Annotated in this window: 12 protein-coding genes; 7 read left to right on the forward strand and 5 right to left on the reverse strand. The window is 66.4% G+C overall.

Features of this window, described 5'->3' with window-relative positions; translation table 11 throughout:
- Positions 1 to 40: 40 nt before the first annotated feature.
- The 5 genes from ACFPK0_RS05735 (at position 41) to ACFPK0_RS05755 (ending at position 5,399) form a co-directional block, all read left to right on the forward strand.
- The gene (locus tag ACFPK0_RS05735; RefSeq protein WP_377338998.1) at positions 41 to 2,797 is read left to right on the forward strand and encodes a putative bifunctional diguanylate cyclase/phosphodiesterase; all 2,757 of its coding nucleotides are present in this window, start codon (positions 41 to 43) and stop codon (positions 2,795 to 2,797) included.
- A 66-nt stretch (positions 2,798 to 2,863) separates the two neighbouring features.
- A complete protein-coding gene (gene lipA / locus ACFPK0_RS05740) occupies positions 2,864 to 3,850 on the forward strand; it encodes a lipoyl synthase (RefSeq protein ID WP_377339001.1) in 987 nt (328 codons plus the stop codon).
- A 58-nt stretch (positions 3,851 to 3,908) separates the two neighbouring features.
- The gene (locus tag ACFPK0_RS05745; protein ID WP_377339003.1) at positions 3,909 to 4,109 is read left to right on the forward strand and encodes a hypothetical protein; all 201 of its coding nucleotides are present in this window, start codon (positions 3,909 to 3,911) and stop codon (positions 4,107 to 4,109) included.
- A gap of 57 nt (positions 4,110 to 4,166) precedes the next feature.
- A complete protein-coding gene (locus ACFPK0_RS05750) occupies positions 4,167 to 4,508 on the forward strand; it encodes a carboxymuconolactone decarboxylase family protein (protein WP_056080505.1) in 342 nt (113 codons plus the stop codon).
- Between the two features lie 48 nt (positions 4,509 to 4,556).
- The gene (locus tag ACFPK0_RS05755) at positions 4,557 to 5,399 is read left to right on the forward strand and encodes an arylamine N-acetyltransferase family protein (protein WP_377339006.1); all 843 of its coding nucleotides are present in this window, start codon (positions 4,557 to 4,559) and stop codon (positions 5,397 to 5,399) included.
- Between the two features lie 205 nt (positions 5,400 to 5,604).
- On the opposite strand, the gene ACFPK0_RS05760 is transcribed toward ACFPK0_RS05755, so the two are convergent.
- The 4 genes from ACFPK0_RS05760 to ACFPK0_RS05775 all read right to left on the reverse strand — a co-directional run bounded on the left by ACFPK0_RS05760 (position 5,605) and on the right by ACFPK0_RS05775 (position 7,752).
- Entirely contained in the window at positions 5,605 to 5,832 is a 228-nt protein-coding gene (locus tag ACFPK0_RS05760; RefSeq protein ID WP_377339009.1) for an RNA-binding S4 domain-containing protein, read from the reverse strand.
- Positions 5,833 to 5,880: 48 nt separating this feature from the next.
- Positions 5,881 to 6,312 (reverse strand): barstar family protein, encoded by a 432-nt coding sequence (locus tag ACFPK0_RS05765; RefSeq protein ID WP_056604816.1) that lies wholly within the window; start codon positions 6,310 to 6,312, stop codon positions 5,881 to 5,883.
- Complete coding sequence (locus tag ACFPK0_RS05770) at positions 6,309 to 6,731, reverse strand: guanyl-specific ribonuclease (protein WP_377339011.1); 423 nt, start codon at positions 6,729 to 6,731, stop codon at positions 6,309 to 6,311. The genes ACFPK0_RS05765 and ACFPK0_RS05770 overlap by 4 nt, the downstream gene beginning before the upstream one ends.
- 181 nt (positions 6,732 to 6,912) lie before the next feature.
- Positions 6,913 to 7,752: a DUF72 domain-containing protein gene (locus ACFPK0_RS05775; RefSeq protein ID WP_377339013.1), complete on the reverse strand. Its 840-nt coding sequence runs from the start codon at positions 7,750 to 7,752 to the stop codon at positions 6,913 to 6,915.
- A gap of 153 nt (positions 7,753 to 7,905) precedes the next feature.
- Here ACFPK0_RS05775 and ACFPK0_RS05780 point away from each other — a divergent pair, with 153 nt between their 5' ends.
- Positions 7,906 to 9,567, forward strand: coding sequence for a serine hydrolase (locus ACFPK0_RS05780; RefSeq protein ID WP_056080486.1), 1,662 nt, complete (start codon positions 7,906 to 7,908; stop codon positions 9,565 to 9,567).
- Between the two features lie 215 nt (positions 9,568 to 9,782).
- Positions 9,783 to 11,429, forward strand: a complete 1,647-nt coding sequence (locus ACFPK0_RS05785) for an alpha/beta hydrolase (RefSeq protein WP_056080482.1) — start codon at positions 9,783 to 9,785, stop codon at positions 11,427 to 11,429.
- Between the two features lie 45 nt (positions 11,430 to 11,474).
- Here the strand turns inward: ACFPK0_RS05785 and ACFPK0_RS05790 are convergent, their stop codons facing one another.
- Positions 11,475 to 13,883 (reverse strand): DUF3772 domain-containing protein, encoded by a 2,409-nt coding sequence (locus ACFPK0_RS05790; RefSeq protein ID WP_377339017.1) that lies wholly within the window; start codon positions 13,881 to 13,883, stop codon positions 11,475 to 11,477.
- Positions 13,884 to 13,903: the final 20 nt, after the last annotated feature.

A 13,903-nucleotide genomic window follows, 5' to 3' on the forward strand; every position in this document is an offset into this window, starting at 1 on the left:
GTAAACGCATTGACGCGCAAATCGTGAGATAAAGGCATCCATGCGTACTTTCCCGATTACCTTGCAGCGGCCCCTGTCGCGGCGATTGATGCCGCTGGTCTATGCATTGCTGGCCATGGTGGCGCTCATCCTGGCTTTGACCTGGGTGGCGCTGCAGACACAGGTGGCTCTCGCCGGCTTTCTCAACGGCGAGAGCGTCTGGTCGAAAGCGCAGAAGCAGGCGGTGGTCGATCTGGATGCCTATGCAAGCAGCGGGTCGGCGACGGACCTTCGCGATTTTCAGCGCAACCTGACCGTACTGAATACCGACCGCTGGGCGCGCGACAACATCACCTCGGGGCACTACGACTACGACGCCACCGTGAATGGACTGCGCCGGGCCAATGCGATGCCCACCGCGATCCCCGGCGTGATTTTCATGCTGCATCATTTTTCCGGCGCGCCGTACATGCGCGACGCACTGCTGGCTTGGCGATCCACCGATAACGCCGTCGCCGAGTTGGAGACCATCGCACTCGAACTGCAGCGTGCCCATGCATTGGGCGCCGTGTCGGCTCAGGAGGTCACACGTCAGCGTGCGCGGATCGGCACGATAAACAGCTACATCGAACCGCGCAGCAACCTGTTTTCGCTGAAAATCGCCCTGGGCGCCACCTGGATGGGCCAGGTGCTGTTCGGTGGCGTACTGGCTGCGGCCGCTATCGCCGCCTTGTTGTGGATACTCATGGCCCGGCGCACGCTGGCCAGCATTCGTGGTACCGAGGAGCGTTACCGGTTGCTGTTCGACAGCGCTTCGGACGCGATCGTGATGGTGGATGAAGCCAGCGGGCGCATCCTGGACGCCAACCGGGCTGCATCGGAATGGACCGGGCGGCGTGCCGGGGAGTTGATCGGCGACCGCTTCGTGCACCTGTTCACCCAGACGGTGTCCCAACTGGAAGGCCGCGCCGCCATCAATGGCTTGCTGGGCGCCGATGGCACCAAGCTCCCGGTGGAAACGCAGTGCAGCCTGGTCAATTGGGGCGACCGGCGTGTGCGCCAGGCGATCATCCGCGACATTTCCGAGCGGGTGGCGATGGAGCGGGAGCGGCGCATCGCCGCCGAGGCGCTGGCCAGCATCGCCGAGGGTGTGATCATTGCCGACCCGCAGCGCCGGATCATTTCCGTCAACGATGCGCACGAGCAGCTCACCGGTTTCGATGCCGATGCCGTGCGCGACAAGCGCCTCGACGCCACGCGCCGCCTGCCCGACGGCCACAGCCTGCCGCAGTCGATATGGGATGACATTGCCGCCGGCCGGAACTGGCTGGGCGAGGTGCAGAGCGTCCGTCGCGACGGCACCAGCTACCCCGAGCAGCTCAGCATCAGCGCTATCCGCGATACCGAACACCAGGTGCTCTATTACGTGGCGGTGTTCACCAATATCTCCGCGACCAAGCAGCAGCAGCAGCGCCTGGAACACCTGGCCCGGCACGATCCGCTCACCGGCCTGGTCAACCGGGCGGAGTTCGAGCGGTATTGCACCGACGCCATTGCCATCGCCGAGCGCGAGCGGTTGGCCACCGTGGTGCTGTTCATCGATCTGGACGCGTTCAAGATCGTCAACGACAGCTACAGCCATGCGATTGGCGACCGGCTGCTGGTGAAAGTGGCCGAGCGCATCCGCCGCCAGTTGTCCGAGGGCGATGTGGCCGGACGCATTGGCGGCGACGAATTCACTGTGCTGATCCATCACCTCAACCTGCGCGAGGACGCGCGCGTGATGGCCGAGCGGCTGCTGGCGGTGTTGTCCGAACCGCTGCTGGTGGACGACTACGAGATCGTGCTGAGCGCCAGCATCGGTATCGCCGGCTACCCGCTGGACGGGCTCGACGCGGCGACCCTGGTCGCCAACGCGGACGCGGCGATGTACGCCGCCAAGACTGAAGAACGCAACACGCTGCGATTCTACACGCCGATGATGCACGCCAGCACAAGCCGCCGCCTGCTGCTGGCCACCGAGCTTCGCCAGGCGTTGGCTCGCGAGGAATTCCGGCTGGTTTACCAGCCCAGCATCGAGATGCGCACGGGCCGCATCGTGGCGGTCGAGGCGCTGGTGCGCTGGCAACATCCCGACCGGGGCGAGGTGTTGCCCAGCGAGTTCATCCCCGTGGCCGAAAGCCTGGGCCTGATCCGCCGCATCGACGAATGGGTGATGCAGACCGCCTGCGCCCAGATCGAGGCGTGGGACCTGGCCGGCATGCCGCCGGTGCGCGTGGCGGTAAACGTGTCGGCGCGCGGGTTTGGCCACGCGGCCTTCGTCGATGGCGTGAGCCGCGCGATGCAGCAGCGGCGGGTGCCGCCCGGGCGGCTGATGCTGGAAATCACCGAAAGCGCCATGTTGCGGATGGGCGACGACACCGAGCGCACCATGCGTGCGTTGCATGCGCTGGGGCTGGAGGTGGCGGTCGACGATTTCGGCACCGGCTATTCCTCCATGGCCTATCTGAAACTGCCGGCGGTGGCGTACCTGAAGATCGACCGCTCGTTCGTGTCCGGCCTGCCGGAAAGTACCGACGACGTGGCGATCATCGAAGCCATGCTGGCCATGTCGCGCAGCCTGGGCCTGAAGACCATCGCCGAGGGCATCGAGACCGAGGCGCAACACGAGTTCCTGATGCGCGCCGGCTGCAATGAGGGGCAGGGCTATCTGTATTCGTACGCGCTGACGGCCAGCGCCATCGAAAAACTGATGTCGCCGCGCTCGTTTCACGTGCCGACCAAGTTGCGGCTGGTGCCGCCGAAGCGTGGCCTGTAGCCACCGACCGGGTGGCGCCTGATACATGTCATGGCGGGTCGCGCAAGTACGCGCGACACTCCGCCCATGTCCAGTGACCCGCAACCCACCCACGTCCCCGACGGCACCAAGTTCACCAGCCCGCAGGGCACCCGTGCGATCAAGGGCGGCATCCGCCCCAACGCCGGCAGTGCCACGCCCGACATCGGGCACAAACCGCCGTGGCTGCGCATAAAACTGCCCAGCGGCGCCCGCTACGAGGAAGTGCACGAGATCGTGCGCAGCCACAACCTGCACACCGTCTGCGCCGAGTCGAAATGCCCCAACATCGCCGAATGCTGGGGCCGCGGTACCGCCACGCTGATGCTGATGGGCTCGGTGTGCACGCGGGCCTGCCGCTTCTGTTCGGTCAGCACCGGCAACCCCAACGGCTGGCTCGATCCGCTGGAGCCGATGCAGGTGGCCGACGCAGTGGCCTTGATGGGGCTCAACTACGTGGTGCTGACCTCGGTGGATCGCGATGACCTGCCCGATGGCGGCGCCGCCCATTACGCCGCCTGCGTGCGGGCCATCCACCAGCGTTCGCCGCAAACCGCGGTGGAGGCGCTGACACCCGACTTCGCCGGCCGGCGTGCCGACGTGGCCACCGTGCTTGATGCGGGGCTGGCCACGTATGCGCAGAACCTGGAGACGGTGGAACGCCTGACCCACCCCGTGCGCGATCCGCGCGCCGGTTACGCGCAGACGCTGGACGTGCTGGCGTTTGCCAAGCGCCACGCGCCGAAGACGCTGACCAAGACCAGCCTGATGCTGGGGCTGGGCGAAACCGACGAGGAGATCGACCGTACCCTGGACGACATCCGCGCCGCCAACGTCGACGTGGTCACCCTCGGCCAGTACATGCGCCCCAGCCCGCATCACCTGGCGGTGCAACGTTTCGTGACGCCGGACGAATTTCGCCAGTACCGCGAATTGGCCCTGGCCAAGGGTTTTCTGGAAGCCGTGGCCGGGCCGCTGGTTCGTTCAAGCTATCGCGCCGAGCGCGTGCTGGAGCACAACAACCTGGGGTTGTGAGCGCCATGCACGGCAGGCCCGGTGGCGGTTTCGTCGTCGTCCACCAGGAGGTATCGCCATGTACCTGTTTCGCCGTCCATTGCATCGCCATGCCGTTGTGCCGGAGCGCGGCGGTATCGGCGGGTCCGGCCTTTCCGCAACTGCCGCGCTGGAACTGAGGGCGCAGCGCGAGCAGCGCATCGACGAGGAACTGGCGCAGAGCTTTCCCGCCAGCGACCCGCCGAGCTGGGTGCAAGGCGTCTCCCCGCGGCCTTCCTGATCCCCGTTCGATACCCCTGCGATCGAACCGGAAGCCGATTCCCCACGGAGCACAACCATGGACACACCCCTCTATCCCCAGGCCAGCGCCGAGCTGGCACGCAAACGCCGCGAGCTGGCGCCCGAGCCGCTGAAGGCGTTCAAGGCGTTCAGTGCCGCCGTGTTTGCCGAAGGCGCCGTGCCGGCCGTCACCAAGCAGCTGATTGCCGTGGCGGTGGCGCATGTCACCCAATGCCCGTATTGCATCAAGGGCCACACCGCCGAAGCGTTGAAGCAAGGCGCCAGCGAACAGCAGATCATGGAGGCGATCTGGGTGGCAGCGGAGATGCGCGCCGGCGGCGCCTACGCGCATTCGGCGCTGGCGCTGGACACCATGCAGCACGCGCACAACCACGATTGATCGACGTCGCCTGCCATGGGGCGCCGTGGCCCCGACGGTGATACCGTCATGTGCCCCACCACTACGGCCACCCGCGTGCACCCGCCCATCGACCTGGACGCCTACCTGCGGCGCATCGACTATCGCGCCACCGTGGCGCCCGACCTGCCGACCCTGCGCGGGCTGGTAGCGGCCCATGCGGCCACCATTCCCTTCGAAAACCTCACTCCCTGGCTTGGCCTGCCGGTCGACCTGGAGCTCTCCGCGATCGAGCGCAAAGTGCTCCACGATGGCCGCGGCGGTTACTGCTTCGAACAGAACCTGTTGCTGCAAGCTGCGTTGCGGGCCATCGGTTTCGAGGTCTCCGCGTTGATCGCGCGGGTGCTCTGGCGGCAAACCGACGACACCATGACGGCGCAGACACACATGTTGCTGCGCGTCGATCTGGATGGTGAAACCCGATTGGTCGACGTGGGCTTCGGCAGCCAGACCCTCACCGGCGCCTTGCGCCTGCAGGCAGATATCGAACAACCGACACCGCTCGAACCTTTCCGCCTGGTGCGGATGGACAGCGACTGGTGCATGCAATCGCGGGTGCACGGTGTCTGGCGCCCGCTGTACCGCTTCGACCTGCACACGCCGTATCCGATCGACCTTGTGGTCGCCAACCACTACGTCTCGACCTATCCCGGCTCCCGCTTCACCACCCATCTGGTGGCCGCCCGCATCGAAGGCGACCGCCGCCTGACCCTGCTCGACCGCGAGTTCACCGTGCGCCGGCTGGGCCATGAGCCCGAGCATCATTCGTTGCGTGATGGCGGGGAGGTGCGGCGGGTATTGGAGGAGCGGTTCGGGTTGCGTTTACCGGAGCATGCCGACCTGGGTCGGCGGCTGGGTGAACTGCCGGGTTGAGCGCCCCCTTCAGCCCTCCGGGCAGCTTCCCCCGCAGGCGGGGGAAGCAAGGCGTGAGCCTCGTCGTTTCCTTCCCCCGCTTGCGGGGGAAGGTGCCGAAGGCGGATGGGGGCGCTCTTGTTTTTGCTTTTCGCCGTCGGGAAAAGCCCCCCTTCAGCCCTCCGGGCAGCTTCCCCCGCAGGCGGGGGAAGCAAAGCCTTCACCCTCAGCCTTCGGGGTCGGCCAATACCCGGATTTCCACATCGCCAAGCGTGACCGTTTGGTCGGCTACGATCTTGCAGGTCTTGCGCAATTCGGTGGCGCCGTCGACCTTGACATCGCCCTCGGCCACCAGCCGCTTGCCGGCGCCGCCGCTGTCGCACAGGCCGACCAGCTTCAGCAGCATGTTCAACTCGACGTAGCTGCCTTCCAGTTCGAAATCGATCGTTTGCATGGGTATCCAGGGTGATGGGTGCGTTGGCAGAGGCGTAGCGTGACACGATCAGCCGCCGTCGAATGCCTCGTCGGGCAGGGCCAGAAACGCGAACCAGGGTTTGTCGTGGTCGGCACCGAAGGTGGCCGCGTCGTCCAGCACGCCGAGCAGGGTGGTGAAATCTTCCGGTGCGGCCTTGCGCAGGTCGTCGCCGCGTTCGAACAGCAGCGCGTAGCCCCACGCGGGCAACCAGCTCATGTCGCGCAGGCAGTCCGCCAGGGCATCCCAGTTGTGGCCGAAGCTGGCGGGCAACGTCAGTGAAACGGCCAGGCGCTGCAGCAATTCGTATTTGTCCGCGCAGCCGCCAAGGTCCGTGCGGCACACCTGCAACTCGTCGCGTCGCGCCGCCTTCGCCAGCCGGTCGAGGTCGTCGGTGCCGACGAAATACACCCCGCTTTGCGCGGGCTGGGTCAGGTTGAGGTCGAAACGGTGCGCGCTCATGGTTGTAGCGTGAAGCGGCGGAAGCTGCGGTAATGATCGTCGGTGTAGTAATAGACGCGCGGCGGTGTGTCGCCGGTGATGATGCGCCGCGCGCCGCGGTTGCGCGCGCCGGGCGTTTCCACGGTGTACTCGTGGTAATAGCCGCGCGGTTGTTGTGGCAGGTGGCGCTCGTAATTGCCGAACACGGTGCCATCCTGGCTATGGGCGAATGGCCCGCCGCTGGCGATGCGGCGCAAGGTATCGCGGGCCTCGGGCGGCAGGAACGCTGGCAGTGTCGACGAATCGCGCGCGTGATCGATCTGGCTGGCGACTTCCGGTGCGGTAGGGGCCACCCCCGGCGAGGTCGACGGTGGCTGTCGCCACATGACCAGCGCAACCACCAGCGCGGCAAGCAGGATCAGCGGATGGAATCGGCGCATGGCAGGTTGGCGGCAGGTCGGCTTGGGTCAGTCGTGATGATACGGAAACGCAACGGGCGAGTGCCGGTTGGCCGTTCGCATCGTAGCCGCATCGCGGCGAAACACCCTTCGACTTCGCCGCTGCGCGGCTACCCTCAGGGCGAACGGTGAGGGGGCGGCGCGCTGCCTTTCCCGATTCCCGTCAGGCCAGCCGATCAACTCGCTCCTGCAACGCCATCGCGGCGGCCGGGTTGCGCAGTTTTGCGCTGCTGATGAAAAAAACGAACACCTCGCGCGGTGGCCCGGGCGGTTGGGTGGGGCCGACGTGGGGTAGGGCAGCGATGTCGCGGCCCGCGGCCCATGCCTGGGCATGCGCCGCCCATTGATCCAGCGCCCTGTCTTCGTAGCCGGTGGCGATCTCTTCGATGCTGCGCATCAGCCGGGCATAGACGAAGTCGCCGGTGAGGTCGGCCAGCGATGGGAATTTCGGCGAGTCGGTGAACACGGTGGGGATCGCGTGCTTGCGCGCCAATTCCACATAAGCCGGGCACAGGAAGCCGGGCTTGCGCACCTCCAGCACGTGGCGCAGTGGTCGCCCGTTCAATACGCGAGGCAGCGCCTGCAGGAAGGCGTCCAGGTCGTCGGCATCGAATTTTCGCGACGGCGGCAGCTGCCACAGGATCGGGCCCAGCCGATCCCCCATTTCCTCGATGCCGCCGTAGATGAAGCTGTCCACGCCCTTGCCGCTGTGCGCCAGCGGCCGGCTTTCGGTGATGTAGCGCGGCGCTTTCAGCGAGAACACGAAACCCGGCGGCGTGGCCTCGGCCCACTTGGCGTAGGTGGCCGGTTTTTGCGCACTGTAGTAAGTGCCGTTGACCTCGATGGCGCGCAGGTGGCGGCTGGCGTAATCCAGCTCCAGCCGCCGCAGCAGGTCGGCGGGATAGAAATTGTCGCGCCAGGGCGCATACACCCAGCCGCCCACACCGACGCGGATGGGCCCGTGCAGCGCGCTGCTGGCGGCGGTGTGGTCAGGGTGTTCCATCGGAAACAGGCCTGGCGGAGTTGGTAACGCAGCATGCCGCGACGTGCATGCAACTGTCGTGAACGGCCGCCAGCGGCCGCGTGACTTCCGGCGCTGGCCTGCCGCCCGGTTTGCCGCGATAGTGGTGCGACTGCCCCTGTCATGGAGTTATCGATGCTGCAGCGACCTCTTGTCTTGCGCCTCTCGGTGGCGTGCGCGTTGTGCGTCGCCACGTTGGGTGCCGCGGCGCAGGCGCCGACCTCCTCGATACCGCAGCTGCCCATCTCCACCAACGACCAGGTACGCCCGCTGCTGCCCGCGCAGTTGCAGGATTTCGATGCGTATGTGGAAAGCGCGCGCAAGGCGTTCGACGTGCCCGGCATCGCCGTGGCGATCGTCAAGGACGGCAACGTGGTGCTGGCGCGGGGCTTCGGCCAGCGCGAGCTGGGTAAACCCGACGCCGTCGATGCGCACACCTTGTTCGCGATCGCCTCCAATACCAAGGCGTTCACGGCCGCCTCGCTGCAGCAGCTGGCCGAGGCGGGCAAGCTGAACATGGACGACCGGGTGATCGACCATCTGCCGTGGTTCCGCATGTCCGACCCGTACATTACCCACGAGATGCGTATCCGCGATTTGCTGGCGCATCGCAGCGGTCTGTCACTGGGCGCGGGTGATCTGCTGTATTGGCCGCCCACCTCATACACCACCAAGGAGGTGGTGCAGCGGTTGGCGCATGTGCCGATCGCCAATGGTTTCCGCAGTGGCTATGCCTACGACAACATCCTGTTCGCGGTGGCCACGCTGGTGATCGAGGAAGCGTCCGGGCAGAGCTATGCCGACTATGTGCGCGACCACATCTTCAAGCCGGTGGGCATGGACGAGTCGCTGATCGACAAGACCTACATCAAACCCGGGATGGATGTGGCCACGGGGCACGCCAAGGCCGATTTCAAGGATCTGCAGCCGGTGCCGCCGATGGCCTGGCTCAACGATCCGGGCGCCGGCGGCATCTATGCCAGCGTGCACGACATGGCCAAGTGGATGAACGTGCAACTGGCCGGCGGCGTCCTGCCCACCAAGGGTACGGACGGCAAGTCGCAACGGCTGTTTTCCGAGAAGAGCCAGCAGCAGATGTGGAGCATGCTGACGCCCATCACTATCCGCAAACCGTCGATTCCCGAGCTGGCGCCGCTGACGCCGAAGTTCTCCGGCTACGGCGAGTCGTGGTTCCTGTCCGACTACCGCGGACAACGGCTGGTGTGGCACACCGGCGGCTGGCCCGGCATGGTGTCGCGGGTGACCCTGGTGCCCGACCAGCACCTGGGCGTAGTGGTGTTGACCAATGCCGAATCGGGCGCGGCCTTCAACGCGGTAACCTACCGCGTGCTGGATGCCTACCTGAACCGCGATCATAAGACGGACTGGGTGGCCGTCTATACCAAGGCGGTGAAGAAATCTCAGGCCCATGCCGACGACAGCTTCGCCAAACACGAGGCCGCCCGCGACAAGCACAGCAAGCCCTCGCTGCCGCTGGCGAAATACGCCGGCACCTACCGCGACCCCTGGTACGGCGACATCATCGTCAGCCAGGAGAACGGCAAGCTGCGCATGCGCTTCAGCAAGACCGCGCAACTGGTCGGCACCATGACGCCGTGGCAGCACGACACCTTCGTGGTGCGCTGGGACGACCGCACGCTGAATGCCGATGCGTTCGTCAGCTACGCGCTGGACCCGGACGGGGCCGTGCGCGAGGTGCGGATGGAGCCAATCTCGCCGCTGACCGATTTCAGTTTCGATTTCCAGGATTTGCGATTGAAGCCGGCGAACCACTGATAACTGATCCACCACCGCGCTGTTCGCGGCGCTCAGGCTAGGAGCGTGGGCGGTAGAAATCTTCCGGGCTGCAAAAGCGGTTGCGTGGTCCATATTTCCGCCGCTTCTTGGCCCATGGAACCACCATGGGCCGGCAAATCGGCAAAAATCTGTCCTCACGCAACCACTTTTTCGCCTCGAAAGTTTCTACCGCCCACACTCCAAGGGGAAGGGACATGAAGTATCGGCATCATGCGGTGGCGGTCCTGCTGTCGTTCGGGTTGCTGGTTGGCGCTGCCCAGGCGCGCGGCGACCACGCACTGGATCATCACTACATCCGGGTCGAACTCGGAACCAACGGCGCGCAACCGACCTCGGGCCGGCTGCTGCTGTTCGCGACAGACGCGAAAGTGGCCGAGGCGGCCGCCAAGGCGGAATCGAAGGGCAAGAGCAGCGTGGTCGAATCGGTGGATGCCGATCCGTTCAGCGGCACGGTCACCAGCGTGGCGGCACGCGAGGTGGAGCACTGGGTGCCGGGGAAGACGATCGACGTCGACCCCGAACACATGGCGTATCCCGCCGGCTGGTCGCAGCTGCCCCCGGGCGATTACCTGGTGCAGGCCGTGCTGGACGTGAACCACGACTACAACTACCTGGGGCGTGGCGCCGGCGACCTGGTCAGCGAGGTGGTCAAGCTGCATCTGCCCGCCGCCGGTGTGCCGAAACTGAAGCTGGCGAAGGCCTTGCCGGCAGACGATGACCCATGGACCGTGCCGCTGTCGGCGTCGCCGGCGATGCGCGAAAACGTGGCCGCGGCACGCCCGCACGCGCACTTGGTCGATTTCACCAGCCCGCTGCTGAGCGCGTTCTGGGGCCGGCCGATCCACATGCGCGGCTGGGTACTGACGCCGCCCGGCTACGACGCCAATGCCGCCACCCGCTACCCCACGGTCTATTACACCCAGGGTTTCGGCGGCAACAACGATCGCGTGATCCGCCCCATCGTCACCGTCTACACGGCGATGGCGAAGCAGCAGATGCCGCCGATGATCTGGGTGTTCCTGGATGAGTCCAGCCCCACCGGCACCCACGAGTTTGCCGACTCGGTCAACAACGGCCCGTGGGGACAGGCGCTGACCACCGAGCTGATCCCGCATCTCGAAGCGCATTACCGCATGGACGGTGACGTCAACGGTCGCTTCCTCAACGGCCACTCCTCCGGTGGCTGGGCCACGTTGTGGCTGCAGACGCGCTATCCGAAGGTCTTCGGCGGCACCTGGTCGACCTCGCCCGACCCCAGCGACTTCCACGACTTCACCGGCGTCGACCTGTACGCGCCGCATGCCAATGTCTATCGCCGCGCCGACGGCTCGGCCTACCCGCTGGTGCGCAACCACGACAAGGTGCTGGGTACGTTCGAGCAGTTCGCGAAGCTTGAACGCGTGCTGGGCAGCTACGGCGGCCAGCTGGCCTCGTTCGAGTGGGTGTTCTCACCGCGCGGCAAGGATGGCCGGCCTGTGCCGATGTTCGATCGCGACACCGGCGACGTTGATCCGGCGGTGGTGTCATACTGGCGCGACCACTACGACATTGCGTACCGCCTGCAGCAGCAGTGGCCCGAGCTGAAACCCGACCTGGACGGCAAGATTCATCTCTACGTGGGCACCGCCGACACGTTCTACCTCGACGGCTCCGCGCACAAGCTGAAGGCTGTGCTCGATGGTCTGGGTGCGAAGTCCGAGTTCCGTTTCCTGCCCGACCGCACCCACGGCAATGTGTACTGGATCGGCGACGACCACCACGGCCTGCTCAAGCAGATCAGCTGGGCGATGTATGCCGTCGCGCGACCGGATTCAAGGCTGAAGCCTGTCGCCACGCCCTGAATTTCCGGCCCGCCGGTTAGCCTGCCGCGGGTTGCAACTACCGGCTCAGCCCGTGGGTTCGGCGTCCCCGGGCAGCGGCAGCGTGCGCACCAGCATGCTTTGCGTGCGCGCCAGCTGGAGCCCGGCCTTGCGCAGGCGGTCGAGCAGTTCGAACAGCAGGTCGCTTTTCACGCTGCCCACGTCGCGCGGGCTGTTGACGTAGGCGGTGCAACTGAAGGTCATCGAGTTGGCGTCGATGCCGGACAGCTGCACCAGCGGCGCGGGCGATTCCAGTGTGGCCGGATGCGCCTGCAGCACCTCCAGCACCAATGACCGCACCTTGCCCGCGTCGGTATCCAGCGGCAGCGGCAACACGATCTGCACGCGGCCCAGCGCGTTGGCGAGGGTCACGTTGCGCACGTTCTGGGTGATCAGTTGCGAGTTGGGCACGATCACGGTGGAGCGGTCACCCATGCGGATTTCGGTGGCGCGCACGTTGATGCGCTGGATGTCGCCCTCGACGTCCGACGACAGGCTGACCCAGTCGCCCACCTTCACCGGCCGCTCCACCAGCAGGATCAGGCCGGAGATGAAGTTCTGCACGATCGCCTGCAGGCCGAAACCGATACCCACCGACAGCGCGCTGACGATCCAGGCGATGCTTTTCAGATCCACATGCAACGCGGCCAGCGTCAGCACGAACACCAGCATGCTGCCCAGGTAGCCGAGCAGGGTAACCAGCGATTCCTGCATGCCGAGCTCCATGGTGGAGCTCGGCAGCAGCTTGTCGCGCAGCCAGCATTTGAGTCTGCGCAGCGTGTACCAGCCGATCGCGAACACCAGCGCGGCGGTGAAGATGCTGCCCGGATCGATCGCCAGATCACCCAGCTTGAGGTTGCCGAACGTTTGCTTCGCGCTGGTGATCAGGTCGCCGGGGCCGGCACCGAACGGCGTCAGCACGGTCGCCAGCGCCAGCAGCACCAGAGTCACCCGCAGGACGGCATTGAGCACGATCACCGCCTGCTCCAACGTGTGCGGGCGCAGGTCGAACGTGCTTTGCAGACGCTGGCCGCCACGGCCCTGCGGCGCCAGCAGGGCCGTGACCAGATCCGTCAGCAGATGGATCAGCAAGTAGGTGGATGCCACGATCACGCCCACCCACAGCATTTCCCTGGCCAGGAAAAATGCCAGCGCAATGAAACCGGTCGCCACTGCCAGCCAGCAGAGCACCACGGCCAGCGTGGCGGCGGCCATCAGGATGCCTACCCACACGGGGCGATGTTGTGGTTCGGCGTCGCTGCTGGCTGATGCCAGGCGCGTGCGATGCATACGCATCAGCGCCATGCCGATCAAGCCGCTGACGACCAGTGCAAACAGGCCGCGCGCCGCTACCGTGGCGGGCAGGCTGGTGCCGATCGTGCGGCTGGCGCGGTCGAACAGGCCAAACGCCAGCGCCGCCGCGCCCAGCCACCAGGGAAACGGACGCAGGCACTGCGCGACCCGGTCGGTCAACGCCGGCAGCCGCCACGACGGGCGCCGCACCGAGAGCAGCGCCCGGCCCAGCCCCACCACAAACGCCGCAAAGCACACCAGTTGCACCGCGGCATGGGCCAGCGTGGCGGTGTCGTCGTCGAGGATGTCGTTCCAGTTCAGCCCGAGGTAGGCCAGCTCCGCCGCCAGGCCGGTGGTGAAGACGGCCGTCAGCGCCACCGCCGTGGCCATCGCGCTGCGCCGCAGATGGCCATCCGGAACATGGCGCTTGGCCAGCCCCAGCAACGCCCGTTCCAGCGCCCAGCGGCCGCCGCCGAGCAGCAGCACCGCGCCGATCAGGCAAAGCAGCAACGGTTTCCGGTTGGGCGGCTGCCACGCGTCGCTCCACGCATTGCCAAGGCGAACGCCAAGCCGCTTGAGCCGCTGGGTGTCGCCCGGCAAGGTGCGCGCCACATCGAGCCAGAACGCACCGCTGAACGGCGTGGCCGTACGCGAGGCCAACCTCGCCTGAAACTGGTCGTTGCGCATGCCGCTGATCTGCGCGGCCAGTTGCAATGCGTTCTGGCTGAGCAACTGCGCCTGCTTGATCTGCGCGTCCAGGTTGGTCTGCGCCCGGTCCAGTTGGCGCCGTTGTGCGGCAACCTCGGACGCTTCGGCGGGTGCGCCGCTGGCCGGCGCCGGCCCCAGCACGGTCAATTGCGCCTGCAAGGCCATCATTTGCGGCGCCAGACTGGCGGCCAGCTGGCGCGCCTGGTCCTGCACGCCCAGGGCGGTGGCGCGCAGGTCGGCCAGCGGCGGATTGCCATCCTTGCTCTTGAGATCGGCCCGCACCGAATCGAGTTGTTCGGTGAGTTGATCCAGCGATTGCGCCGGTGTGGCCGTCGGCGTGGCGGCGGCCGGCGACGGATCGCCGGTCTGGGCCAATGAAAGGCTGCTGCCGAAGCTCAGCAGCAGAAGCAGGAGACAGCGGAGCAGGATAGGCATCCGTGCATGATCGGAGCGCC

It is taken from the genome of Rhodanobacter ginsenosidimutans (assembly GCF_042655685.1).
GTDB classification, from domain to species: Bacteria; Pseudomonadota; Gammaproteobacteria; order Xanthomonadales; family Rhodanobacteraceae; genus Rhodanobacter; species Rhodanobacter ginsenosidimutans.